The sequence below is a fragment of the Martelella lutilitoris genome (assembly GCF_016598595.1).
Classification (GTDB): Bacteria; Pseudomonadota; Alphaproteobacteria; order Rhizobiales; family Rhizobiaceae; genus Martelella; species Martelella lutilitoris_A.
In genome coordinates this window covers 2,747,799-2,772,119 of record NZ_CP066786.1, presented here as the reverse complement: position 1 = coordinate 2,772,119, position 24,321 = coordinate 2,747,799, and the positions used below count along the sequence as shown (strand labels likewise).

General features: G+C 62.7%; 28 protein-coding genes. 22 read left to right on the top strand and 6 right to left on the bottom strand.

Annotation, left to right across the window (positions count from 1 at the left end):
* Position 1 precedes the first annotated feature (1 nt).
* The 15 genes from JET14_RS13180 to tuf all read left to right on the top strand — a co-directional run bounded on the left by JET14_RS13180 (position 2) and on the right by tuf (position 14,779).
* A complete protein-coding gene (locus tag JET14_RS13180; RefSeq protein WP_200334100.1) occupies positions 2 to 754 on the top strand; it encodes a LamG-like jellyroll fold domain-containing protein in 753 nt (250 codons plus the stop codon).
* 219 nt (positions 755 to 973) lie between these two features.
* Positions 974 to 1,717 (top strand): glycoside hydrolase family 19 protein, encoded by a 744-nt coding sequence (locus JET14_RS13175; protein ID WP_200334098.1) that lies wholly within the window; start codon positions 974 to 976, stop codon positions 1,715 to 1,717.
* Positions 1,714 to 1,914 carry a hypothetical protein gene (locus tag JET14_RS13170; protein ID WP_200334096.1) on the top strand — a complete coding sequence of 67 codons (201 nt, stop codon included), beginning with the start codon at positions 1,714 to 1,716 and terminating at the stop codon, positions 1,912 to 1,914. The genes JET14_RS13175 and JET14_RS13170 overlap by 4 nt, the downstream gene beginning before the upstream one ends.
* The gene (locus JET14_RS13165; RefSeq protein ID WP_200334094.1) at positions 1,914 to 2,297 is read left to right on the top strand and encodes a hypothetical protein; all 384 of its coding nucleotides are present in this window, start codon (positions 1,914 to 1,916) and stop codon (positions 2,295 to 2,297) included. The genes JET14_RS13170 and JET14_RS13165 overlap by 1 nt, the downstream gene beginning before the upstream one ends.
* Positions 2,298 to 2,337: 40 nt before the next feature.
* Positions 2,338 to 2,700 carry a hypothetical protein gene (locus tag JET14_RS13160; protein WP_200334092.1) on the top strand — a complete coding sequence of 121 codons (363 nt, stop codon included), beginning with the start codon at positions 2,338 to 2,340 and terminating at the stop codon, positions 2,698 to 2,700.
* Positions 2,701 to 2,753: 53 nt separating this feature from the next.
* Positions 2,754 to 3,068: a hypothetical protein gene (locus JET14_RS13155; protein WP_200334090.1), complete on the top strand. Its 315-nt coding sequence runs from the start codon at positions 2,754 to 2,756 to the stop codon at positions 3,066 to 3,068.
* Positions 3,069 to 3,355: 287 nt separating this feature from the next.
* On the top strand, positions 3,356 to 4,261 hold the full coding sequence (locus JET14_RS13150; RefSeq protein WP_200334088.1) for a LysR family transcriptional regulator: 906 nt from the start codon (positions 3,356 to 3,358) through the stop codon (positions 4,259 to 4,261).
* Between the two features lie 165 nt (positions 4,262 to 4,426).
* On the top strand, positions 4,427 to 5,371 hold the full coding sequence (locus tag JET14_RS13145) for an ABC transporter permease (protein WP_200334086.1): 945 nt from the start codon (positions 4,427 to 4,429) through the stop codon (positions 5,369 to 5,371).
* Positions 5,368 to 6,186: an ABC transporter permease gene (locus JET14_RS13140; RefSeq protein ID WP_200334084.1), complete on the top strand. Its 819-nt coding sequence runs from the start codon at positions 5,368 to 5,370 to the stop codon at positions 6,184 to 6,186. Before JET14_RS13145 ends, JET14_RS13140 begins: the two co-directional genes overlap by 4 nt.
* Complete coding sequence (locus JET14_RS13135) at positions 6,183 to 7,817, top strand: ABC transporter ATP-binding protein (protein WP_200334082.1); 1,635 nt, start codon at positions 6,183 to 6,185, stop codon at positions 7,815 to 7,817. The genes JET14_RS13140 and JET14_RS13135 overlap by 4 nt, the downstream gene beginning before the upstream one ends.
* The gene (locus JET14_RS13130; protein WP_200334080.1) at positions 7,810 to 8,670 is read left to right on the top strand and encodes a serine hydrolase; all 861 of its coding nucleotides are present in this window, start codon (positions 7,810 to 7,812) and stop codon (positions 8,668 to 8,670) included. Before JET14_RS13135 ends, JET14_RS13130 begins: the two co-directional genes overlap by 8 nt.
* Before the next feature lie 38 nt (positions 8,671 to 8,708).
* On the top strand, positions 8,709 to 10,250 hold the full coding sequence (locus tag JET14_RS13125) for an ABC transporter substrate-binding protein (protein WP_200334078.1): 1,542 nt from the start codon (positions 8,709 to 8,711) through the stop codon (positions 10,248 to 10,250).
* 134 nt (positions 10,251 to 10,384) lie between these two features.
* The gene (locus tag JET14_RS13120; protein ID WP_200334076.1) at positions 10,385 to 11,779 is read left to right on the top strand and encodes a M20 family metallopeptidase; all 1,395 of its coding nucleotides are present in this window, start codon (positions 10,385 to 10,387) and stop codon (positions 11,777 to 11,779) included.
* 395 nt (positions 11,780 to 12,174) lie between these two features.
* Positions 12,175 to 13,341 (top strand): GGDEF domain-containing protein, encoded by a 1,167-nt coding sequence (locus JET14_RS13115; protein ID WP_200334075.1) that lies wholly within the window; start codon positions 12,175 to 12,177, stop codon positions 13,339 to 13,341.
* Between the two features lie 262 nt (positions 13,342 to 13,603).
* Positions 13,604 to 14,779: an elongation factor Tu gene (gene tuf, locus JET14_RS13110; protein WP_200334074.1), complete on the top strand. Its 1,176-nt coding sequence runs from the start codon at positions 13,604 to 13,606 to the stop codon at positions 14,777 to 14,779.
* A gap of 327 nt (positions 14,780 to 15,106) precedes the next feature.
* Here the strand turns inward: tuf and JET14_RS13105 are convergent, their stop codons facing one another.
* On the bottom strand, positions 15,107 to 15,484 hold the full coding sequence (locus JET14_RS13105; protein ID WP_200334072.1) for a VOC family protein: 378 nt from the start codon (positions 15,482 to 15,484) through the stop codon (positions 15,107 to 15,109).
* Between the two features lie 4 nt (positions 15,485 to 15,488).
* Positions 15,489 to 16,415, bottom strand: coding sequence for an AEC family transporter (locus tag JET14_RS13100; RefSeq protein ID WP_200334070.1), 927 nt, complete (start codon positions 16,413 to 16,415; stop codon positions 15,489 to 15,491).
* Positions 16,416 to 16,524: 109 nt separating this feature from the next.
* Between JET14_RS13100 and JET14_RS13095 the strand changes: the two genes are divergently transcribed.
* On the top strand, positions 16,525 to 16,710 hold the full coding sequence (locus JET14_RS13095; protein ID WP_200334068.1) for a hypothetical protein: 186 nt from the start codon (positions 16,525 to 16,527) through the stop codon (positions 16,708 to 16,710).
* Positions 16,711 to 16,712: 2 nt separating this feature from the next.
* Here the strand turns inward: JET14_RS13095 and ruvX are convergent, their stop codons facing one another.
* Positions 16,713 to 17,186: a Holliday junction resolvase RuvX gene (gene ruvX / locus JET14_RS13090; protein ID WP_200334067.1), complete on the bottom strand. Its 474-nt coding sequence runs from the start codon at positions 17,184 to 17,186 to the stop codon at positions 16,713 to 16,715.
* A 106-nt stretch (positions 17,187 to 17,292) separates the two neighbouring features.
* Between ruvX and JET14_RS13085 the strand changes: the two genes are divergently transcribed.
* From JET14_RS13085 to JET14_RS13065, 5 genes are all read left to right on the top strand, one after another.
* Positions 17,293 to 17,997 carry a metal-dependent hydrolase gene (locus JET14_RS13085; protein ID WP_200334066.1) on the top strand — a complete coding sequence of 235 codons (705 nt, stop codon included), beginning with the start codon at positions 17,293 to 17,295 and terminating at the stop codon, positions 17,995 to 17,997.
* 74 nt (positions 17,998 to 18,071) lie between these two features.
* Complete coding sequence (gene gatC / locus JET14_RS13080; protein ID WP_200334065.1) at positions 18,072 to 18,359, top strand: Asp-tRNA(Asn)/Glu-tRNA(Gln) amidotransferase subunit GatC; 288 nt, start codon at positions 18,072 to 18,074, stop codon at positions 18,357 to 18,359.
* 3 nt (positions 18,360 to 18,362) lie between these two features.
* Positions 18,363 to 18,821: a GNAT family N-acetyltransferase gene (locus JET14_RS13075; RefSeq protein ID WP_200334064.1), complete on the top strand. Its 459-nt coding sequence runs from the start codon at positions 18,363 to 18,365 to the stop codon at positions 18,819 to 18,821.
* 21 nt (positions 18,822 to 18,842) lie between these two features.
* Positions 18,843 to 20,324, top strand: coding sequence for an Asp-tRNA(Asn)/Glu-tRNA(Gln) amidotransferase subunit GatA (gene gatA / locus JET14_RS13070; protein ID WP_200334063.1), 1,482 nt, complete (start codon positions 18,843 to 18,845; stop codon positions 20,322 to 20,324).
* Positions 20,325 to 20,540: 216 nt separating this feature from the next.
* Positions 20,541 to 21,278: a M23 family metallopeptidase gene (locus JET14_RS13065; protein WP_200334062.1), complete on the top strand. Its 738-nt coding sequence runs from the start codon at positions 20,541 to 20,543 to the stop codon at positions 21,276 to 21,278.
* A gap of 208 nt (positions 21,279 to 21,486) precedes the next feature.
* Here the strand turns inward: JET14_RS13065 and JET14_RS13060 are convergent, their stop codons facing one another.
* The 3 genes from JET14_RS13060 to JET14_RS13050 all read right to left on the bottom strand — a co-directional run bounded on the left by JET14_RS13060 (position 21,487) and on the right by JET14_RS13050 (position 23,815).
* On the bottom strand, positions 21,487 to 22,788 hold the full coding sequence (locus JET14_RS13060) for a DNA polymerase IV (protein WP_200334061.1): 1,302 nt from the start codon (positions 22,786 to 22,788) through the stop codon (positions 21,487 to 21,489).
* Between the two features lie 77 nt (positions 22,789 to 22,865).
* Positions 22,866 to 23,519, bottom strand: coding sequence for a hypothetical protein (locus JET14_RS13055; protein WP_200334059.1), 654 nt, complete (start codon positions 23,517 to 23,519; stop codon positions 22,866 to 22,868).
* Positions 23,516 to 23,815 carry a DUF3572 domain-containing protein gene (locus JET14_RS13050; protein ID WP_200334057.1) on the bottom strand — a complete coding sequence of 100 codons (300 nt, stop codon included), beginning with the start codon at positions 23,813 to 23,815 and terminating at the stop codon, positions 23,516 to 23,518. The genes JET14_RS13055 and JET14_RS13050 overlap by 4 nt, the downstream gene beginning before the upstream one ends.
* A gap of 133 nt (positions 23,816 to 23,948) precedes the next feature.
* Here JET14_RS13050 and JET14_RS13045 point away from each other — a divergent pair, with 133 nt between their 5' ends.
* On the top strand, positions 23,949 to 24,320 hold the full coding sequence (locus tag JET14_RS13045; protein WP_024707337.1) for a response regulator: 372 nt from the start codon (positions 23,949 to 23,951) through the stop codon (positions 24,318 to 24,320).
* The last annotated feature ends 1 nt before the right edge of the window (position 24,321 follow it).

The window sequence follows — 24,321 nt, the reverse complement described above, 5'->3', positions numbered from 1 at the left end:
AATGGCAGGTTTTCAGCTTGACGGTTATTTTACCGACCCCCTCGTCCCCTACGAACTGGCTTCAACGCCTGTGATGGCGATCCCCGGCCTTTCGTGGTTCCAGCCCGCGCCATCGCTGATTGCGGTCTCGGGCAGCGACGTCACGCAGCTTAACGACCGTGCAGGCGGCGCGGCAACGCTCACACCGTCGAACACAGATCGCGAGGCGCTTTATGCCGCGGACGCGCCGGACATTGGCGGCAGCGCGCTCCACTTCGACGGCGTCGGTGCAAAGCAGTATCTGATCAACGGCAGTGGCCTCGATACCACTGGCCCCTATACGGTTTCGCTCGTCGCGAAATATGTCGAGGTCACAACGGCGTCGCCGAACAAGATGTTGCTCGGTTCGGCAGGCAACAACTGGTTTCTCGGGCGCACGGCGGCGGGCAATATGCGGCTCAATAGCGGGACCGGACAGGTCAACGTAGCGTATGACGAAAGCAAATGGTTCTCGGTCGTCGCGTCGTTCGATGGCACGACCACCGCATCCGTCTCGATCAGCGGCGGCGCGCCTGTGACAGGCACTGTGCAGAACCTTGCCTCTTCCGGTTTCGTGCTTTCCGGAATCTCGTCTGGCGGCGGCGCTTACTGGGAAGGCTACATCAACAACGTGCAGATCATTGACGGCCTCGACCTGCACGCCGAGGCCAATGCGGCGCGGCTTGCCGCGCTCCATGCGTTCAATGAGGCGGTCTACGGCGTTCCGGCCGGCTGATCTTCGCCTAGCCACTTCACCTCAAGAATCACACTGACCGCACCGCCTCCGCATGAGGCGGGCGGCGGAGCTTTATCCATGACCGACGAACAGAAATTCATTCTCTGGCTTGAGGGCCGGTTGACGGCGCATGGCTATACGCCCTGCGCAAAGGAGAAATGACAATGAAAACCAGCACACAAGGCCTGATCGCTCTCGCCGGTCGGGAAAGGGAGTACGATGACAGAGTTTGATCGCAGCGCTTTTTACGCATCCCTGCGCAAGCGTGACAGCGGGGTGTTCGGAACGAGCCTCTCGCAGGGGCAGGTCGATGGTATCGAGGCCATCCTTGATGAGGCCGAAAAGCGCGGAACGCAGCTTGACTATCTCGCCTACATGCTCGCGACCGTTTACCACGAGACTGCACACACGATGCAGCCAATCGAGGAATACGGAAAGGGCAAGGGGCGCGAATACGGACAGCCTGACGGCCCCTATGGCAAGGTCTACTACGGGCGCGGCTTCGTTCAACTAACGTGGCTTTTCAATTACGAGAAGGCGTCGAAAAAGCTCGGCGTTGATTTCGTCCGCTATCCCGAACTCGTTATGGATCTGAAGAACGCTACCGCGATCCTGTTCGACGGCATGGCCGAGGGCTGGTTTACCGGCAAGAGCCTGTCAGACTATCTGGACGGGGTTGACGAGCCGGACGCCGAAGACCTTCGGGAGTTCTCGAACGCTCGCCGCATCATCAACGGCACTGACAAGCAAGTGATGATCGGCAAGTATGCGCTGGCATTCGAGACCGCGCTCAAGGCAGGCGGATACACCGCCAAGGCGGTCGAGAAATCGCCACAGAAGCCCGCACAGAGCGATCCGCCACCTGACGCACCGACACAGCCCGAAACCCCGCCGTCCGCATGGGCGGCTTTTTTTATGGCCGCAATCAAGGCAATCGCCAAAGCCCTAGGAGGCAAGAAATGATGAACGCACTCATGGGGCCAACGGCCCGCATCGCTCTGCGCTATGGTGCCGGCGCGCTGTTCGGTCTTGCCGTTGGCAAAGAGCTTGCGTCTGACCCCGATGTTGTCGCGGTCGTGTCCGCTGTCCTGTCGGTGGTCATCGGCGTGGCAACGGAGCGGGTTTACAAGCTCGCCAAGCGCAACGGATGGAAGCTCTGATGCAATGGCTTCTCAAATGGCTAACCGGCGATGTCGCCGGAGCCCTACAGCGCGCCTATGAGGCGAAGCTGAACGCTCAGAACGACAAGGACCGCATTCAGGCTGAAGTGACGATTGACGCCCTCAACCAGCAAGCCTCGGTGATCAAAGAGGGCATGGCGCACCGCATGTTTTGGGTCGCGTGGTCGATTGCGGCGATCCCGACAGCGGCATGGTTCGGCTGGGGCGTGCTTGACACCCTCTTGAACGGTGCTCTTCCAGATGTCGCAGAGCTTCCTCCGCAGTTGAAGGAATACGCCGACACGGTTTGGCAGAACATCTTTTTCACAGGCGCGGGTGTCGCGGCGGCGGAAAAGATCGCATCGAGAATGGGGCGGCGCTGACCGGCCTTGGGATTGAATAAGCGCGCGGGGACGGCAGCACATGGAAACTGACACATTGATAGCGATTGCATCACTTGCCGTGGTTGTGGTCGGAATGGGAATTACGGGCGTTGTTTTCATCGTCAGGGCAGCGGACAAGTCGGCAGAGAACCGGGCCGATATCGAGGATATCCGGATCAAGAAGGCGGAAATCAGAGCGACCATTAAGGAATTAGCCGCGAAGGACGAAACGGAGAGGGCCAAAATCAGAGAAGAAATGTCTGACTTCCGTGAGCACGTCGCCAGGAACTACGCCTCGACTGAGGTTATGAACCGAATGGAAAGCCGCATCGTGGATGCCTTAAATCGCCTAGGGGATCGTCTCGACACGTTCGCTCATCGCGGTGAAGACAAGAGGCCTTGACCGCATAGACAGGCCGTGCAATCTCATCTCCGGGACCATATAGGAGATGAGCAATGGCAGATATCCAGACGCCGAATAGGCATCGGCCGGAACTGAAAGAGATGTCGGCGGCAGAATTGAGACGCCGAATGACAGAGATCGAACACGAGCTACACGAACGCGAGAAAGAGGAAAAGGAAAAGGCCCGTGCCAAGGTCATCGAGCGGGCCGGGGAGTTGCGCGATATGTTCGTCAACGCTCTTGATGAAGCCGCCGCGCTTGAAGAAGAGCACGAGCTTTCCATTATCCCGGTCAACCTCCGCGAATTCTGCACCGACAGCAAGGGCGCTTTTGCCCCGTCGAAAAAGTGGCGCAAGCCGCGACCGTGAACACCAGTGAAACATTCTGGTGGCCTAAGTGGAGCGGGTCATTGCAACATTGAAACGTCGCATTGATTCCATTGGCAGAATTAATAGCCTTCCAAGCTGAATATGCGGGTTCGATTCCCGCTACCCGCTCCAGGTTCCCACCTTCATTTTTTGTTTCGGCGCGCGGCCGCTGGCTTCAAGGGACCGCGATTTCGGCCTCGGGTCGTCATCCCGCCTGCCGCATGACAGCGCGGCGCGGATGGCTTAATCTTCCGACGGCAGATTAACGCGCCGAGAGACGACATCGCATGAACATCAAGCAGCTCGAAGTCTTCCGTGCGGTGCTCTCGACCGGTTCGACGATGAGCGCGGCCAGGAGCACCGGTCTCAGCCAGTCGGGCGTCAGCCGTCTCATCCAGCAGCTCGAATCCGATCTCGACCTGACGCTGTTTCAGCGCGTCAAGGGGCGGCTGGTGCCGACGCCCGAGGCGCGGACGCTGGAAGAGGAGGCGAAGACCGTGCTTCTCAACCTGGCCCGTTTCAGCCAGCTCGCCGACGAAATCCGCACCGGCGCGTCGGAGACGGAGGTCGTCCGCATCGGCCTTCCCAGCAGCATGTGGGAGAACTTCGCCCCTGCCATGCTGAAGGACTACCGGGACGGCTTTCCCGGCGTCAGGGTCGAGACCTTCTTTGAAACGACCATGACCATCCAGCGGATGATTGATCAGCGGGTGATCGATTTCGGCTTCTTGCGCCACGAAGGCGAAATCGGACCGGGCATTCGTCTCGAGATCGTCGCCGAAGGCCGCAGCGTTGCCGTCATGCACCGTGATCACCGGCTGGCCGCGCGTGACGTCATCCGGCCCGAGGACCTGCGCGGCGAACCGCTGATCATGCTCGGCCGGCTGCGCGCCCATCGGGTGATGCTCGACCGGCTGTTGCAGAACGAGGCCGTCCGCCCAGACGTGCGCATCGAAACCCATTCCAACTCCTCCGCCTGCGCCTATGCCGCCGAGGGGCTGGGGATCGCGCTTGCCAGCAGTTTCTACGCCAATCTCTACAAGCACTTGCCCGTGGTGCAGCGGGTCTTCGAGCCGAAGTTGACGCAGCGCTTCGGGATCGCGTCGGCCGAGGGCGTGCCGATGTCGCTTGCCGCCAAAGGGCTGATGGCGGCGCTGAAGCGCCAGATCGAGCGCTCGCAGGTGGACGACTAGACATTCCGCGCTGCCGGTTCTCTCGCCGGAACGCCCATGAACGGTGCGCGCGGCTGCATATGACTATGAAAATATTCATAGTATTGCGGCAAGTTTTTGGCTTTGTCATACTTTTGTCAATAAGCAAGCCTGCCGCCGTAAAAGGCAGGTCTCAGAGGGGTTCCGATGCTGAGATTTTTCCTCCATCGCGTCGCGATGGCGATACCGACGGTGATCATCGTATCGATCACGGTGTTCGGCCTGATCCGTCTCATTCCCGGCAATCCGGCGGAACTGTTGCTCGGCGACATGGCCGATGACCGGCAGATCGCCGCGCTCGAGACCGAGCTCGGGCTCGACAAACCGCTGCCGCAGCAATTCCTGATCTGGAGCGAGAACGCGCTCTCCGGCGACCTTGGCCGCTCGATCATCAATGACGAGCCGGTGCTGCCGCTGGTCGCCTCGCGCTTCGTCATCAGCGGCGAGATCGTGCTGATCGCGGTGGTGCTCGCCGCCATTCTGGCCGTGCCCGCGGGCATTATCGCGGCGTGGCGGCAGAATTCGGTGACGGACCTCGCGCTTGTCGGCAGCGCGACGCTGCTTCTTTCGATCCCCACCTTCTGGCTCGGCTTGCTGCTGCTTCTGCTGTTCGGACTGAAGCTCGGCTGGCTGCCGGTGCTGGGCTATGTCTCGCTGCGCGACAATTTCACCGAGGGCCTGATCTATATCATCCTGCCGGTCGCCACCCTCGTCATGCATGAGATGGGCGTGCTGCTGCGCATGTCCCGCGCCTCGACGCTCGAAGTCCTGCGGCTGGATTACATCACCCATGCCCGCGCCAAGGGGCTTTCCGAAATGGCCGTTCTGTGGCGTCACGCCTTCAAGAACGCCTTCGGCCCGACCTGGACGATGATCGGCCTGATCCTCGGCAATCTGCTCGGCGGCATCGCCGTGATCGAGACCGTGTTCTCGATCCCCGGCCTCGGCCGGCTGATGGTCGACAGCATTTTCCAGCGGGATTACCCGGTCATCCAGGGCTGCCTGCTGTTCGTGGCGCTCTCCTATGTCGTCGTCAACCTGATCATCGATCTGTTCTATCCGCTGTTCGATCCCCGGGTGACGGCACAATGAGAAAACTGTCCTATAATGCCGCAATCGGCGGTTTCCTGATCGGCCTTCTGCTCGTTGTTGCTCTGCTCGGCGCGTTCTGGACGCCCTACGATCCGCTCAAACTCGATTTCGTCGCCCGGCTGAAACCGCCGAGCCTTGCCCACTGGATGGGCACGGACGAATTCGGCCGCGACGTGCTGAGCCGGATCATGGTCGGCGCCGGCGCCAGCGTGTGGATCGGCACACTGACCGTCACCTTCACTGTTTTCATGGGCACGCTGATCGGCCTCGTCAGCGGCTATACGCGCGGGCTGACGGACGGGCTGATCATGGCCGTCAACAATGCGCTGCTCGCCTTTCCGGGCATTCTTCTCGCACTCGGCCTGCTCGCCGTCTTCGGGGCCAACCAGTACGGCATCATTTTTGCACTCGGCATCGCCTACACGCCGTCGATGGCGCGACTGGTGCGCGGCGTGGTGCTGACGCTGCGGGAATCGGAATTCATCGAGGCCTCGAAGCTGATGGGCAACAGCGAGTTCTACACGGTGTTCCGCCATATCCTGCCCAATTGCCTGGCGCCGATGTCGGTGCTGGCGACCACCATGTTCGGCTGGGCGATCCTGTCTGAAAGCGCTCTCTCCTTCCTCGGCCTCGGCGTGCCGCCGCCCGCGCCCACCTGGGGCAACATGCTGGCCGCCGGCCGGCCGTTCATCGAGCAGGCCGTCTGGCTCGGCGTGTTCCCCGGCCTCTGCATCGCGCTCACGCTGCTCGGCATCAATCTTCTGGGAGACGCGCTGCGCGACCGGCTCGACCCGCGCATGAGGGGGCTTAAATGATGAGGGATATTCTCCTTTCCGTCCGCGACCTGACGCTCGCACTCGGCAATGGCGTGAAGCTCGTCGACAATGTCTCCTTCGATGTGCGGCCCGGCGAGATCTTCGGCATTGTCGGCGAATCGGGTTCCGGCAAGACGCTGGCGACCCGCGCGCTGATGTCGCTTCTGCCCGCCGGCATCACGCCGGTGAGCGGCGAGACCGTGTTCGAGGGCCGCGACACGCTGACCATGAGCCCGCCTGATCTGAGATCGCTGCGCGGCGCGCGGATCGGCATGGTGTTCCAGGAGCCGATGACCTCGCTGAACCCGTCGATGACTATCGGCCGGCAGCTTGAGGAAGGGTTGAAGCTTCACACTGGGCTTTCCCGCGAGAAGCGCCGGGACGCGATCCTCGCCATGCTGGAGAGGGTCGGCATCGTCGATCCGAAGGGCGCGCTGTCAGCCTATCCGCATGAGTTTTCCGGCGGCATGCGCCAGCGCATCATGCTTGCCTCGGTCATGCTGCTGAAACCGGCGCTGCTCATCGCCGACGAGCCGACGACGGCGCTCGACGCGGTGATCCAGCGCGATGTGATGGAGTTGATGGTGGAGTTGACCCGCGCTGAAGGCACGGCGGTGCTTCTGATCAGCCACGACCTGCCGATGGTCGCGCGCTATACCAGCCGCATCGCGGTGATGGAAAAGGGCGTCGTGGTCGAAAGCGGCACCACCGACGACATTCTGACAAACCCGCAGCATGCCTATACCCGCAAGCTGCTGTCATCGCTGCCGGGGCGCGGCGAAACCCGTGTGTTCCGGCCGGACGATACGCCGGTGCTGTCCGTCAAGAACGTGATCGTCGACTACCACAAGGCCGGCGCGCTGTTTCGCAAGGGCCAGGCCAAGCGCGCCCTGCACGGCGTCTCGGTCGATATCCGCCAGGCCGAGGTGGTGGCGCTGGTCGGCGGCTCGGGCTCCGGCAAGACCACGCTCGGGCGCACCATCGCCGGCCTCATTCACCAGACCGAGGGCGATATCCTGTTCAACGGCAAGCCGCGCGAACGGGACTGGGCGGACTATCGGCAGAATTGCCAGATGGTGTTTCAGGACCCGTACTCCTCCCTCGACCCGCGCATGTCGATCGTCAAGCTTGTCGAAGAGGCGCTGCGCACCATGCCCGGGGTCAACGCCGCCGAACGGCGCCGACGGGCGCTTGCGACCCTTGCCGAAGTAGGCCTGCCCGGCGAATTCGCCGAGCGGCTGCCGCACGAGCTTTCCGGCGGCCAGCGCCAGCGCGTGGCAATCGCCCGCGCCGTGGTGCGCGAGCCGAAACTGCTGATCGCCGACGAACCGGTGTCCGCGCTCGACGTGACGGTGAGGGCGCAGGTGCTGGCGCTGTTCGCCGACCTGCAGAAGAAGCACGGCTTCTCCTGCCTGTTCATCAGCCACGACCTTTCCGTGGTCGAGCAGATCGCCGACCGGGTGATCGTGATGCAGCACGGCAAGATCGTCGAGGAAGGCCCGCGCGACGAGATCTTCGACCGTCCGCAGCACGCCTATACGCAACGGCTGCTTTCGGCCATTCCCGCGCTCGATTTCAACGAGACCGGCGGCGTCAAGCTCAAATGGCGTCTGGAGGAACAAGATGACTGAGACAACCGAAAAGACCGAAGCGACGGCCGCCGAACTCGCAAAAATCTGCGATGCCCAGGATTTCACCGTCCGCTTCAAGGTCAAGAACCTGCTGACGGGCGAAACCATCCAGCGCGGTGCCACCGAGGAAACACCGTCTGCCTCCACCCGCAAGATTTCGATCATGATGGCGGCGCTGAAGGCGATCGGGGAGGGGCGGCTCAGCTTTGACGAGAAGATCGTCTATGAACCACGCCACGCCGAGCAGGTGGCCAGCGGCGTGCTGCGCCACATGACGCCCGGCATGGTGCTGTCGCTGCGCGATGCGATCGCCGGCATGATCACGCTTTCCGACAATGTCTGCACCCACATGGTGTTCGAGCGGCTGACGCTGGACGAGGTTCAGGCCTATTGCGCGGAGATCGGCATGACCGGCACCCGTCACCGCTTCCTGATCCCGCCGATCGCTCTGCCCCATGACCATCCGCTCGACGCGGTGACGGTGACGACGGCGGCCGACCAGGTGATGCTGCTCGACACGATCCTCGCCGCCCAGACCGATGCCGAGGCCTCGGCGCGGCTCGGCATCTCGCAGGAACTGTCGGCCTTCGCGCTGAAAATGCTGAAATCACAGGTCCTGCGCTACGGCATCCATTCGCGCCTTCCCTTCGATACCGTGATCGCCAGCAAGGGCGGAAGGGGCAAGCGCGGCCGCATGGATGCGGGCATCGTCTATCGCGACGGCGCGCCGCTCTTCATCCTCGCCGCCTACACGGACGGGGTACCGCTCACCATGCCGGACGGGCTTCCCGGCTATACGGTGGCACTCGAGACGATCGGCCGGCTCGCCCGCGCCTGTTTCACCGGACTTTGAAGACCTGAAAACAGAACCAACAGCAAAGAGGGATAAACATGAAGAAACTGCTCCTGGCCGGCGTGATGCTGGCAGCGCTCACCCAGACGGCGGCCGCGCGCGATATCGTCGTCGCGCTCTCCTCCGACCTGCGCTCCAACGATCCGGGCGTCAACCGCGACGGCAATACCGACGCGATCATGATGCACATTCTCGAAGGTCTGGTCGGCTATACCGAGGATGGCGCGGTTAAGCCGCTTCTCGCCAAATCCGTTGCCATGTCCGATGACGGGCTGACCTATACCTTCACGCTGCGCGATGACGTCACCTTCCACAATGGCGACAAGATGACCGCCGACGACGTGGTCTGGTCCATGAACCGCTACATGGACGCCGACAGCAAGTGGCGCTGCCTGCCGGATTTCGACGGCAGCCGCGTGGTCAAGCTGACCGGCGTCGAGAAGGTCGATGATGCCACCGTGACGATGACGATTGCCGAGCCCTCGGCGGTCTTTCTCGGCCTGATGGCCCGCCCGGAATGCGGCTTCACCGGCATCATCTCGCCGAAATCCGTGGGCGAGGACGGCAGCTTCGCAGCGCCGATCGGCACGGGCCCGTTCAAGTGGGACGCGTGGAAGAAGGGCGAATATGTCCATCTCGCCAAGAATGACGCCTATGTCTCGCCGCCAAACGACGGTGAACCGGACGGCACGGTCGGGGCCAAGGACCCGCTCGCCGACGGCGTCAAATTCATGGTTGTTCCGGATGCCTCGACGGTGAAGGCCGGCATCCAGTCGGGCGCGCTCGATCTCGCCGAAGTCTCGCCGGACCTGATGCCGGAATTCGAGGATCGCGATGACAGCAAGCTGATCGTCGCCGTCAACAACGGCAAGAACCTGTTCTACATGCAGACCCGCGATCCGGTTCTTTCGAACCCCGGCGTTCGCCGCGCCATGGCCATGGCGCTCGATCTGCCGCAGCTTGTCGCCGCCGCCTCCAACGGAACCGGCACGCCCAACTGCTCGATGATCGCGACCAACTCGATCTATTACAGCGAGACCCAGCAAGAGTGCCTGCCCTACGATATCGAGGCGGCGAAGAAGGAATTGAAGGACGCCGGCTACAACGGCGAACCGATCTCGATCATCGCCAACCGTCGCGGCAATGTGCCGAGCTACCCGGCGGCGATCATCGCCCAGGCGATGATGCAGCAGGCGGGCCTCAACATTCAGATCGAGGTGCTCGACTACGCCACCCAGGTGGAACGCCGCCGTTCGGGCAATTACCAAGTGATCTCGCAGTCGGTTTCGCCGCGTCTCGATCCGGCGCTGATGATGAGCTTCTATGTCGGCGACAAGGACGAGAACACATCGCTGATGTGGGAAAATCCAAAGGCCGTCGAACTGCTCGACGCCGCCTACCGCGAGACCGATCAGGAAAAGCGCCAGCAGATCTTCGACGATTTCCACACGCTGATGCTCGAGGATATGCCGGGCCTGTTCATGTACGACATGGTCGACATCTGGGCGGCAACCGCGAACCTCGAAGGCGCCCCCGTATGGCAGGGCAATCCCCGCGTATGGGAAGTCTCGGTCGACTGACCGGCTTGTCGCCGCGCTGCTCCCGCGGCGCGGCGTTTCTCCTCAACAATCCTGATCCCGCGGCCCGTCGAGATGGGCCGCGCGACCTTTCATGACCCCAGACCCGCTGCCCCGGCAGCATACAGGACCTTCCCATGACGCAGCAGGCGATCGAACAACTCGCAAGTGAAATCGAGGCATTGAAGCCGGAATTCATCGAACTCTCCGACCGGATCTGGGACCTGGCCGAACTGAAATTCGAGGAATTCGAATCGGCGAAGCTCCAGACGGCGCTTCTGGAGAAATACGGGTTTTCCGTCACGCGCGGCGTTGCCGGCATGGAGACGGCGTTCTGCGGAGAATATGGCGACAGCCAGCCGGTGATCGCGATCCTCGGCGAATTCGATGCGCTTGCCGGCATGAACCAGGTCGCCGGCATTGCCGAGGAAAAGTCCGACAAACCGGGCGCAAGCGGCCATGGCTGCGGCCATAACCTGCTTGGCGCGGGCTCTCTTCTGGCGGCCGTCGGCCTTGCCCGTCATCTGGAAAAGAACGGCATTGCCGCGACCGTGCGCTATTATGGCTGCCCGGCGGAGGAGGGCGGCGGCGCCAAGACGATTATGGCCGAGGCCGGCGTGTTCGACGATGTCGACCTCGCGCTCACCTGGCATCCGGCCCCCTTCAACGGCGTGCGCTCCACCAATAATCTCGCCGTGATCGAGTACGATATCCGCTTCAAGGGCACGGCCGCGCACGCCTCCAACGCCGCCCATCTCGGGCGTTCCGCGCTCGATGCGCTGGAGCTGACCAATATCGGCATCAATTTCCTGCGCGAGCACATGCCGTCCGATTGCCGGATTCATTACGCGATTACCGAGACCGGCGGCGTCGCGGCCAATGTCGTGCAGGCGCGCGCGGCCGGTCGCTACATGATCCGGGCTCCGGAAATCGTCGGCGCTCGGGCGCTTGCCGAACGGGTGAAGAAGATAGCGGAAGGCGCGGCTATGATGACGGAGACCGGCGTCGAGCTGGAACTCGGCAAGGCGACCAACAGCCTGCTGCCAAACATCACGCTCGAAACGGCGATGCACGAGCAGATGACGGCGCTTGGCCCCGTGCCCTTCGACGAGGCCGACGAGGCTTTCGCAAGGGATGTTCAGGCGACCTTCTCACAGGAGGCGATCGACAGCAGTATCAGGCTCTATCAGATCAAGGGCGATGCGCTTTCCAATACGCCGGTCGATGGTTCGCAACCGCTGCACCGCGGATTGAGGGCATTCGAAGGCAGGTCGCATTTCCGCGCCGGCTCGACCGATGTCGGCGATGTCAGCTGGGTCGTGCCGACGGCGCAGTGCTGGGCGCCGGCCTGGGCGATCGGCACCAACCCCCACACCTGGCAGGTGGTCGCCCAGGGCAAGAGCCAGGCCGCCCACAAGGCCTTTGTCCACGCCGCCAAGGCGATTGCCGCCACCGGCCTGGCCGCCGTCCGCGACCCCGGCCTGATCGAGCGGGCGAGGACCGAATGGCGCGAAAAGACAAAAGCCCTGTAACGCCCGTCGGCAAGGCCCAGGGCCTGCAAGACGGCGTGTCTTCCGGCCGGCAACCCGGAGGGCCATGGTCCTCGCAGCGACGAGACGCTCGGTCGGTTGGCGCAGCGGGCGAAAAAGGGGTTGCCGGTTTCTCGATAACCCGATGCGCCTGAACAAGGAGATGGATCATCGGTCAGTTCAGATTAACTGCCCGATGAACTAAGTCGAACGCACCCGTGCCTTTCGGGCCATCCCCCTGTATATCATCAGAAAGGTGATTCCAACGCCCGGATGCTTTTGCTACCATGCTGAGGGATCTGGACGTAAACTGTCGCCCGTTCTCCGGGCTTTGTGATGGCCTCGGCAACGGTGGGTTGGCAGGCGGGAGGGGCGCCCGTGGCGTCGAGGGGCACCAAATGACAATCATGCAGCTGTTGATGCTGCTCGGCGGGCTGCTGATCCTGGCGGGCAGCTTCATCGTGGCCTGGCTCACCGGTGTCAGACGCTCCTATTTGCTGCTGCTTTCGGCGTCCTTCCTCGTTCTCGCTCTCGCGTTCCTGGTGACCTTTCTCTTCGGCCTCTACCGCCTCACGCCCCTGCTTTCCGTGGCGAACGGTCTGTTCATCGTCGCCCAGGTCCTGTTTGCGGAGGGCCTGCTTCAGCGGCGCGGCAAGACCTTCGGCGTCGCCTTCAACGTCACGGCCTTTCTGGTTCTGTTCGGCCTCTACAGCTTTTTCCAGATTTACGGCACGGCCTTTCAGCGCACGATCGTCATCAATGTCGGCCTTGCCGTGGTGATGGGGCTTGCGATGCTCAGGTTCTGGATCCGCCGCGACGACACCCTGCACGACAAGCTGATCTTCTGGACGATCATCGCGCTTGGCGTCATGCACTGCCTGCGCACCGCCGTGATGCTGTTCACCGGGATCATCGCGGATCCCAGCTCGATCCTCTGGCAGGCGACGCAGATCTATATCCTGATGATCGCGATGATCCTCACGATCGAAATCCTGGCGTCGCATTTCGTCGAGTCGCTCGACCGGCTCAACACGCTGCGCGACCGCGACCGCCTGACCGGAGTGCTGAACCGCGAGGGCTTCGAACGGGCGGTCAGCGGCCTTTGCGGCGAGGGCTCTTCCACGCCGGTGGCGCTGACCCTGCTCGACCTCGACAATTTCAAGCTGACCAACGATACGCTGGGCCATCCCGTCGGCGACGCCGTGTTGATGGCCTTTGGCCAGATCCTGCTCAGCGAGACGCGGGCGACGGACGTCGTCGGCCGGATCGGCGGCGACGAGTTCGCCATCCTCTCCCTCGGGCTCGATCGGCAGGGAGCCTGCGCCATGGCGGAGCGTATCCGCATCCATCTGGCTCACCGGCGCTTCCCGGAGGTCTCCGACGGGCTGGAGGCAACCTGCAGCATCGGCGTCGCCATCGCGCGCTCGGAGCGCGGCTACGAGACGCTCTACCGGATGAGCGACAACGCGCTTTACGGGGCAAAGCGGCTGGGGCGCAACCGCGTGGTTGCCGACGGCGCTCCCTCCGCCGCGGCGCCGGGCGAAGTCTCGCGGGCCGGCGCCTGAAGCGGCGGGGACGGGGTGGACGGCGGCGCCAGCCGCGCGCAGGCATGCGCTCCCAAGCTCTTGGCCATGCGTCGCTTTTTCGGGGAAGGCCGGTTTCCGCGTGTCCGATGGCGGGCAAAAGGGACCGGGTTTTCGGCCCCGGTGGGGCCGGGGGCATCAAACTGGCGAATTTGGTCTTGCTTATTGCTGTCGAAAGCCTTAAACGGCGGCACTAAACCGGTTCGCCGGGTCATCCGTGTTACCAGTTACAGGAAGCATTTTCATGGCAAAGGCAAAGTTTGAGCGGAGCAAACCGCACGTCAACATCGGCACGATCGGTCACGTTGACCACGGCAAGACGACACTGACGGCTGCGATCACGAAGTTCTTCGGTGACTTCCGTGCGTATGACCAGATCGACGCGGCGCCGGAAGAAAAGGCGCGCGGCATCACCATTTCGACGGCGCATGTCGAATATGAGACCGACAAGCGTCACTACGCCCATGTCGACTGCCCCGGCCACGCCGACTATGTGAAGAACATGATCACCGGCGCTGCGCAGATGGACGGCGCGATCCTGGTATGCTCGGCCGCCGACGGCCCGATGCCGCAGACCCGCGAGCACATCCTGCTTGCCCGTCAGGTCGGCGTTCCGGCGATCGTCGTCTTCCTCAACAAGGTCGACCAGGTCGACGACGAGGAGCTGCTCGAGCTCGTCGAGATGGAAGTGCGCGAGCTGCTGGACTCTTACGAGTTCCCCGGCGACGAAATCCCGATCATCAAGGGTTCGGCTCTTGCCGCTCTGGAAGACAGCAACAAGGAAATCGGCGAAGACGCGATCCGCGCGCTGATGGCGGCCGTGGACGACTATGTCCCGACGCCCGAGCGTCCGGTTGACCAGCCCTTCCTGATGCCGATCGAGGACGTGTTCTCGATCTCCGGCCGCGGCACGGTCGTGACCGGCCGCGTCGAGCGCGGCATCGTCAAGGTTGGCGAGGAAGTCGAGATCGTCGGCATCAAGGCGACGCAGAAGACGACGGTGACCGGCGTTGAAATGTTCCGCAAGCTGCTCGACCAGGGCCAGGCCGGCGACAACATCGGCGCGCTGATCCGCGGCATCAACCGCGACCAGGTCGAGCGTGGCCAGATCCTGTGCAAGCCCGGTTCGGTGACGCCGCACACGAAGTTCAAGGCAGAAGCCTACATCCTGACGAAGGATGAGGGCGGCCGCCACACGCCGTTCTTCACCAACTACCGTCCGCAGTTCTACTTCCGCACGACGGACGTGACGGGCGTCGTCACGCTTCCGGAAGGCACGGAAATGGTTATGCCGGGCGACAACGTCACGGTTGACGTCGAGCTGATCGTTCCGATCGCGATGGAAGAAAAGCTGCGCTTCGCCATCCGCGAAGGCGGCCGCACCGTCGGCGCCGGCATCGTGGCATCGATCGTCGAGTAATCGACGGACGATACAGACATTCAAAAGCCCCGCCGGAGCGATCCGGCGGGGCTTTTCAGTTTGTTGACCAACCTCGCCACCCATACGGGCGTCATCCTCGGGCTTGTCCCGAGGATCTAACCACCTCTCCCTGCGAACGGAGCGGTTGGTTGATAATGTTCTGTTTTAAAATGGATTTTTGTCCGATGCGCCTGTCATGCGGAAACGCGCTTGGACGCTCGGGACAAGCCCGAGCATGACGGGGACAAGAGAGGGCGCTTTCCTGGCAAGCTGAGCTCCGTCGGGGCGGTTCGGCGGTTTTTCGGCGTATTTGAGCCAACACGAATATCACATCGGCTCCCCCACCTCGACGATATGTCCGTCGGGATCATAGCAGCGAAACACCTTCTGACCCCAGGCCTGGGTTTCGATCGGGTGGATCAGGTCCGTCTTCAGCGGCATCCGCGCAAACACTGCCTCGAGTTCGTCGGTTTCGAAATAGAGCACCAGATTGCCGCGGCCGTAGGGGCTGCGTTCGCCGGAGGGCGCGCCGAACATGGTCGCCTCCAGGGCGGGGCCCCTATGGAGAGCGAGCCCGTTTTCCAGCTGGACGAAATCGCCGTGATCCTGCGCGACGGTCTGGCCGAGGCGATGGCAGTAAAAGTCGACCGAGCGTTTCATGTCGGAGACGAAGACGAGCGTATTGATGAAAACCGGCTTGGCCATGGTCTCAGCCGCCCCCCACAAGCATGAGCGCCAGCGGCAGGGTGAAGAAGGACAGCATCGTCTGCACCGTCACCACCGCAGAATAGAGCCGGGCGTCGCCGCCGAGCTGGCGGGCGAGGACATAGCCGTTCATGGCGGTCGGCACGCTGGCGCCGAGGACCATGATGGCAAGCGGCGTGCCGGAAATGCCGAAGAGGGTGGCGAAGGCGTAGGTGATCAGCGGGAAGAGGGCGAGTTTCAGGAAGGACGGCAGCAGAACCATCGGCTTCGGCTTAAGCGCGTCGGAAATCACCAGCCCGGCGCCGACGAGGACCAGGCCCATCCCCAAGGCGGCGCGCGCCATCAGGTTCATCGCGTCATAGACCGGCTGATAGACCGGGATGGCAACGAGATTGAAGGCGATGCCGACAAAGGCAGAGATGATCAGCGGGTTGGTGGCGATCTTGCGGGTCATCATGGCGACATTGCGGTTCTCGCCGGAAAACCACACCAGAACCAGCACGTTGATGAGATTGAGGGGAATGATCGTCACCGTCATCATCAGCGAGATGACGGCCATGCCCTCAAGCCCGGCGAGCTTGTCGGCGATGGCGAGCGCCACGAAGCCGTTCCAGCGCGTCGTCGTCTGGAACACCGAGGTGAAGGCCGGACTGCCCAGCCCGAAGGCCCTGAGGAGCGGCCACAGCGCCATCGTCAGGGCGGAGATGGCGGCGACGCCGAGAAGGGTCACCCAAGTTATGTCTCCCGCCGCAATCGTCGAAAAATCGGCGCGCGCCAGGGTGGTGAACAGAAGCGCCGGAAAGAGCACGTAATAGCCGAGCTGGTTGAGGCCGTCCCAGAAATCGGCGCTGAAGAGCGGCAGGCGCTTCAGGCCGACGCCGAGCGCCACGGTCAGAAAGATCGGCAGAACACTTTCGAAGATGATCAGCATGCACGCATTCCATGATTTCCTTACCGCCCGGTTAACTTTGCGAACCGAAGGCGCTTGCCAGAGAGAAAGAATTGCTGTCAGACAAGACAGGAGGAAAGGCGGAAAGGCAATGCAGGAACGGATGACGCAGCGGTTTCAGATCGGGTTGATGGGTGCTGCGCTTGCCGCCCTTCCGGTCGAGCTCGCCGTCAGCGGCGCCATCCTGCTCGCCTTCGTGTTCGTCGATTTTCTTTTCGACCCGAAGCGCATGCTGCGTGATCCGGCTGTGGATTGCGGTCCGGCGGGCGAGCAATAATCCTATCCGCGCGCAAGCGCCGCAAGCCTGTCGAGCGCGCCCTGCAGGATGAATGAGGCGGCAGCCGAATCGATCCGCCCGGCGCGCTTTTGCCGCGACACATCCATTTCCAGAAGCGCCCGTTCCGCGGCAACCGTCGAAAGCCGCTCGTCCCAGAAGGTGAAGGTGAGAGGGCTCAGCGCCTCCATGTTGCGCACAAAGGCGCGGGTTGCCTGCACGCGCGGGCCGGAGGAGCCGTCCATGTTCACCGGCAGGCCGATGACGAAGCCTGCGATCTTCTCCTTCTCTGCAAAGGCGATCAGGGTTTCCGCGTCGTGCGTGAACTTGACGCGCCTGATCACCGGGCGCGGCGTCGCAAAGCGGCGCGAGAGATCGGAGACCGCAAGGCCGATGGTCTTGGTGCCGAGATCAAGTCCCGCGATTGCTGCGTTGGGCGGCAGGGTTTCGGCCAGTTCCTCGATTGAAAGCACTGTCATCGGTCTTTTCCCATGGTTTTGCCGCTTCCCGATGGAAAATGGCGCGTGTTCGCATTACGTTTTAGGCAATCGCGTTCAACTACCGCCTCGAAGGGAGAAATGCAAAATGAAGATCACCTGGCTCGGACATTCCGCCTTCCGCATCGAGATTGCCGATGCGACGATCCTGATCGACCCCTTCCTGTCCGGCAATCCGTCCTTCGAGGGGCTCGACCAGGCGGCGGTGACCAAGGGCGTCACCCATATCCTGCTCACCCACGGCCACGGCGACCATCTGGGCGACACGATCCCGATCGCAAAGGAAACCGGCGCGACCGTGCTTGCCAATGCCGATCTCGCCGCCTGGCTCGGGTCGAAGGGGCTTGAGAACCTGCAGCCGGGCAATACCGGAGGCACGGTCGATTTCGGCTCCTTTACCGTCACCTTCACCAATGCGCTGCACTCCTCCGCCTTCATCACCGAGGATGGCGTTTCTCACGCGCTCGGCAATCCCAACGGGCTGATGCTGCATATCGACGACGAGCCGACGCTTTATCACATGGGCGACACGGATATCTTTGCCGACATGGCGCTGATCAACGAGCTGCATGCGCCGGCGATCGGCCTCGTGCCCGTCGGCGACCGCTTTACCATGGGCGGCGCGGTCGCGGCCCTTGCCTGCAAGCGCTATTTCAGCTTCGATACGGTGATACCGATCCACTACGGCACGTTCCCGATCATCGACCAGACGCCGGAGGCTTTCGTCAGCGGCATGGCCGGCGGGCCGACCGAAGTGCTGACGCCCAAACCCGGCGAAACGGTCGCCTTCTGATGAAATGCCCCGTTGCGAAGGGCGGCGACGCCCTTTATAGCGTGTGGTGAAATCGTGAAACCCGGAGAGCATTCATGTCCGTAGACACCGCGACCGTCAAACGCGTTGCCAGTCTGGCCCGCATCGCCGTCGATGAGGAATCGGCGGAGCGGATGACCGGCGAACTCAACGCCATTCTCGGCTTCGTCGAGCAACTTGGCGAAGTTGACGTTACCGATGTCGAGCCCATGACCTCGGTCATGCCGATGGAGATGAAGAAGCGTCATGATGTTGTGACGGACGGCGACAAGGCCGACGACATCGTTGCCAACGCGCCGGAATCCGAACGGAATTTCTTTCTGGTGCCAAAAGTTGTGGAGTGAGGGATGGTACAGCCGAAAATCGATATCGAGAGCCCCCAGCAGGATGACCTGAAGGCGCTCTTCACCGAACTGAAGACATCGCTGTCGCGCATGTCGTCTTCCGATGTGATCGACTACCAGCTGACCGTTGATGTCAGCACGCCGGGCGCCACGAGCTTCGTTGCCCGCGTCGACGGCAAGCCGGTTGGCACGGGCGCGCTGGTGCGCCACGGCAACGGCGTGGCGGAAGCCAAGCGCCTGTTCACGGAGCCCGCCTACCGCAAGCACGGGATCGGCCGCGCCATCCTGCGCCACATCGCCTCCCTGGCGAAGAGCGAGGGACTGCGCGAACTGGTCATCGTCACCGATGCCAATCTCAAAGAGTCCATCGCCTTTTGCGAACAGAACGGTTTCGAACGCACGGAGAAGGTGCTGAACCACGCGCCGACCAAGCAGTCCGTCTTCTTTCGCAAGGCGCTATAACAACACGACAAAGTGAAGCAGATGACCGAACTGACCGCCCTGACCATCGCCGAGGCCCGTGACAAGCTTCAGGCGAAGGAAATCACCGCGACCGAACTGACGGCGTCCTATCTGAAGGCGATCGACGACTTCAACGGCACCTTCAATGCCTATGTCGCCGTCACGCCGGAAAAGGCGCTGGCGATGGCCAAGGCCTCCGACCTGAAGCTGTCGCAGGGCACCGGCGGCGCGCTGGAGGGCATTCCGCTCGGCATCAAGGACCTGTTCGGCACGCGCGACGTCCACACCCAGGCGGCCTCGCATATCCTCGACGGGTTCAAGCCGAAATACGAATCGACCGTCACCCGGAACCTCTGGGATGACGGCGCGGTGATGCTCGGCAAGCTCAACATGGACGAGTTCGCCATGGGCTCGTCCAACGAGACCTCCTATTACGGTCCGGTGATCAACCCATGGCGGGCCGAGGGTTCGAACCAGAACCTCGTTCCGGGCGGCTCGTCCGGCGGCTCGGCCGCGGCCGTTGCCGCGCATCTGTGCGCCGGCGCCACGGCGACCGATACCGGCGGCTCGATCCGCCAGCCGGCGGCGTTTACCGGCACGGTCGGCATCAAGCCCACCTATGGCCGCTGCTCGCGCTGGGGCGTCGTCGCCTTCGCCTCCTCGCTCGACCAGGCGGGCCCGATCGCGCGCGACGTGCGCGATGCCGCGATCCTCCTGAAATCCATGGCGAGCGTCGACGACAAGGACACGACCTCCGTCGATCTGCCCGTGCCGGACTACGAGGCCGCCATCGGCCAGTCGGTCAAGGGCATGAAGATCGGCATTCCGAAGGAATACCGCGTCGAGGGCATGCCGGAGGATATCGAGAAGCTCTGGCAACAGGGCATCGCCTGGCTGAAGGACGCCGGCGCGGAAATCGTGGACATCTCGCTGCCGCATACGAAATACGCGCTGCCGGCCTATTACATCGTCGCGCCGGCGGAAGCCTCCTCCAACCTTGCCCGCTATGACGGCGTCAAATACGGGTTGCGCGTGCCCGGCAAGGACATTGCCGACATGTACGAAAAGACCCGTGCGGCAGGCTTCGGCAAGGAAGTCCAGCGCCGCATCATGATCGGCACCTATGTGCTCTCGGCCGGCTATTACGATGCCTATTACCTGAAGGCCCAGAAGGTGCGCACGCTGATCAAGCGCGACTTCGAGAATGTCTTTGCGCAAGGGGTCGACACCATCCTGACGCCGGCAACGCCGTCGGCGGCTTTCGGCATCGCCGACCAGGACCTCGCCAATGATCCGGTGAAGATGTATCTGAACGACATCTTCACGGTGACGGTGAACATGGCCGGCCTTCCGGGCCTTTCCGTGCCCGCGGGCCTTGACGCCAACGGCCTGCCGCTCGGCCTGCAGCTCATCGGCAAGCCGTTCGACGAGGAAACCCTGTTCCGCACCGCCGCCGTCATGGAAAAGGCCGCCGGACGGTTCACCCCGAAAAAGTGGTGGTGAGCGGGCGGCTTTCGCCCTGAAACGCGACTCCGTCAGTCCAGGTTTACGCCGCCGGCCGGAATAAGGCCCGCGCTGCCAAAACGCCTCCTTCCGGTGTCAATTCGGTCACACTCTCCGCGTTCAAGCGCGCCGTTCAATTGATTTGAAAGGCTGAACGTGAAGACGCTTATCGTAATTTGCCTGGCGGCCAGTGTCGCTCTTACGGGCTGCACTTCCATGCTTGCGGCAAACAGCGAAGATGCCGCTATCGACCATTTCGTCAGCCCGCCTGAAGGCGAGACCGTGGCATCCTCCGGGCCGGACGACAGGATGAAGCTTTCCTATGCGGCGGAAGAGACGCCGAGCCTTGCCGCGGGCGCCTTCGACATGGTGGTGAAGCTCGGCAACAGCAAGGTCGATGTCTATCGCTACCGCGATCCCGACACGGGGAAGACCGGCTATTTCGACGCCGAAGGCTATCGCCTCGGGCAGTATCTGCTGCGCAATCCTGTGCCTGACGGGCGGCGCACGTCCGGGTTCGGCAACCGGCAGCATCCGGTGCTTGGCTATTCGCGCATGCATGCCGCCGTCGACTGGGCCGCGCCCGTCGGCACGCCGATCTACGCGGCGGCGGACGGCGTGGTGAGTTTTTCCGGCAAGCGCGGCGGCGAGGGGCGGATGACGGTGATCGACCACGGCCATGGCTACGAGACCGCCTACAGCCACCAGAGCCGTTTCGCCGACGGCATCAAGGCGGGCGCAAAAGTCCGGCAGGGCGAGGTGATCGGCTATGTCGGCCAGAGCGGCCTTGCGACCGGACCGCACCTGCATTACGCGGTCTCCGTCAACGGCCGCAAGGTTGACCCGATGAAGGTGCATTTCGTCCGTGAGGGCAGGCTTTCCGGCACGGCACTGGCGAAGTTCGAGAAAGCCGTGGCAGCTGACGGCGGGAAGCGTGCGGCCGCCGGCGTCTGAGCGGAACTAGAGCGTGCGTCCATTCGGACGCACAAAGGACGCTCTAACCTATTGAATCTACGCATCGTGCTTTCCGAAAATCGATTCCGATTTTCGGGCCGATGCGCTAGAGCGGTTCCGCCTTTCATTGAAACGCGCAACCGCTCTATCTATTTGTTTTGACGCATTTTCGCGGGCGTCAGATGTTTACATCTGACTGCGAAATGCTCTAGCGCCCGTCCTCGTCCTTTTTCTTCTTCCCGTCCGGGCGGAAGGTGTAGCCGGTCTCCACGGCCGAGAGGCCGTATTTGTCCCGCAGCGCATCCATTGCGCTTTCCGCCGCCTTGCGGCGGGCGGCCTTCGGATCGACGAGGTCGGGCGGGTCGGCGATCGCGGGGTCGCAGAGTTCGCTGATGCCGATGCCGATCAGGCGGAATTTCGTGCCGTCGGCCTCGTTCTTCATCAGTGACAGACCGGTGGCGAATATCCGGTCTGCAAGCTGCGTCGGCGCTTCCAGATGTCGGCTGCGGGTGCGGCTCTTGAAGTCGGCGGTCTTCAGCTTCAGCGTCACGGCGTGTCCGGCAAAGCCCGCAGCCTTGGCCCGACGCGCGGTCTTTTCGCTCAACCGGCGCAGATGTCCCGCCAGCGTCTCGAAATCGCTGATATCGGTGAAGAAGGTGGTCTCGTTGGAAATGCTCTTGGTGGCGCGCTCGGGCTTGACGCTGCGCGTATCCTCGCCGCGCGCCAGATGATAGAGCCGCTGGCCGATCGTGCCGTAGCGGCGCAGAAGCTCGTTCTTCTCCATCTGCTGGAACTGGCCGATCGTCGTCAGCCCGTCGCGCTTCAGCGTTTCCGTGAAGGCCTTGCCCACGCCCCAGATCATGCCCACGGGCTTGTCGGCGAGGAAGGTCATGGCCTCCTTCTCGCCGATCACGGAAAAGCCGCGCGGCTTCTGGAAGTCCGAGGCGATCTTGGCGAGGAACTTGCAGTAGGACAGGCCGATGGATATGGTGATGCCGAGCTCCTTTTCCACGCGGATGGCGAAGCGGGCGAGCGTTTCGGCGGGCGGTGCCTTGTGCAGGCGCTCGGTTCCGGACAGATCGAGGAAGGCCTCGTCGATCGACAACGGCTCGACCAGCGGCGTCAGGTCGAACATCATCTTCCGCAATTGCCGGCCGACGGCGGAATATTTCTCCATGTTCGGCGCAATGACGATCGCCTCCGGGCAGGCCTCCAGCGCCTTGAACATCGGCATCGCCGATTTCACGCCGCGAATACGGGCGATATAGCAGGCGGTGGAAACGACGCCGCGCTTGCCGCCGCCGATGATCACCGGCTTGTCGGCCAGCGACGGGTCGTCGCGCTTTTCGATGGCGGCATAGAAGGCGTCGCAATCGATATGGGCAATCGAGAGCGTGAACAATTCCTCATGGCACAGAAGGCGCGGGCTGCCGCATGTCGCGCAGCGGCGCACACCGGACGCCGCCGGGGCGAGACAGTCTCGGCAAAAGCCGTTTGCCTTGGAAGTCATCTCAGCCATCGGAACAAAGGTTGAACATGGCGAAAATAGTGCCGGCGTCCGGTCAAGGCAAGCGCGGATTGCCGGGTTCAACTATTCTCCGCGATATGCCGGCGGATGATGGCCTCGGCGTGGTCCCAGCCCGTGGCGACGACGGATGGCGGCGTGGTCTGAGGCGCCAGCGCCCGGTAATCGTCATCGATCAGGAGGTTGATCGTCAGCGCCTCCGGCAGGCATGACGAAACCGAACGGCAATTGTAGAGCATGTCGTCGACGAAGATCAGCAGCGGCGGCCTGGTCTCGCAAAGGTCTCTCAGTACCTCGCCCTTTGGCTCTTCCGAGGCGATCAGCGGGAAATCGAAGCCGTGGCGGGCAAGCAGCCGCCGTCTTTTTTCGCGATGGCGCGGCGGCATGGCCGTCAGAAGCAGAACATCGGCGACATCCGTCAGGCCTTCAAGGGTCTGGCGGGCGGCGGCGAAGGGTTCCTGCCAGTCTTCCTGGCTGTCGTAGAAGGACGAGATCAGCGCCTTGACCTCGGCGTTTTCCACGCGCCGGCCGTCCTTCAGCGAAATGACATTGCCGTTCAAGGCAAAGGTCTCCAGCCTCAGTTCGTGATCATGCGCGCGCAGGAAGGCCTTGAAGGGCGCGACGAACTGCAGCACCACCTCGTCGACATCGACGACCAGAAGCGGCCGGTGGCCGATCCGAAGGTCGTCCGCCGATGCTTCCGCAAGCCGGGTCATTCGTCTCCACCGTGGCCGTATTCGAGCCGCTGCCAGGCGCGCGAGACGGTCTCCGGGGCAATGCCGTTGTCGCTGCAGAACGCCATCAGCGTCGGCTCATGGCCGGCGATGAAGCCGATCATGGCGCGCGCAAAGCCCGGATCGCCCGCGAGCGCGCGCAACTGGCCGGCTTCCACGCCTGAAAGCGCGCAGAATCGGCTCAGCATCTCGGGTTCGCGGGAGAGCCAGACCAGAATGGCAATGGCGAGGTCTTGTTCCGACGCCGAATTTTCCGGCTCTTCTTGAAAATGTTGCAAGCGGATTTCCGTTTCTTAACCAAATCGCCCTAAACTCGGCATCTGATGCGCTGATACGGGCACGGACGTGATTCTAGCTTCTTGCCGGCGCGTTGCAAGCCGGTACAGGGGCCGGTGCAAGGGGATAGCGCGAATGGCAAAACAGGTTCTGATCGTCGAAGACAATGATTTGAATATGAAGCTGTTTCGTGATCTCGTCGAGGCGCAGGGCTATGAAGTGGTGGAAAGCCGGACAGGGACGGACGCGGTGGCGCTCGCCCGCCTGTTCAGGCCCGGACTGATACTGATGGATATTCAATTGCCGGAACAATCGGGTCTCGACATTGCCCGGGAGATGAAAGCCGATCGCGAACTCGCGAAGATCCCGATCGTCGCCGTCACGGCCTTCGCCATGCGCGGCGACGAGGAGCGCATTCGCGGCGCGGGTTTCGATGCCTATCTGTCGAAGCCGGTCTCCGTGCCGAACTTCATCAAGACCGTGAAGACCTATCTGGGTGATGCCTGAG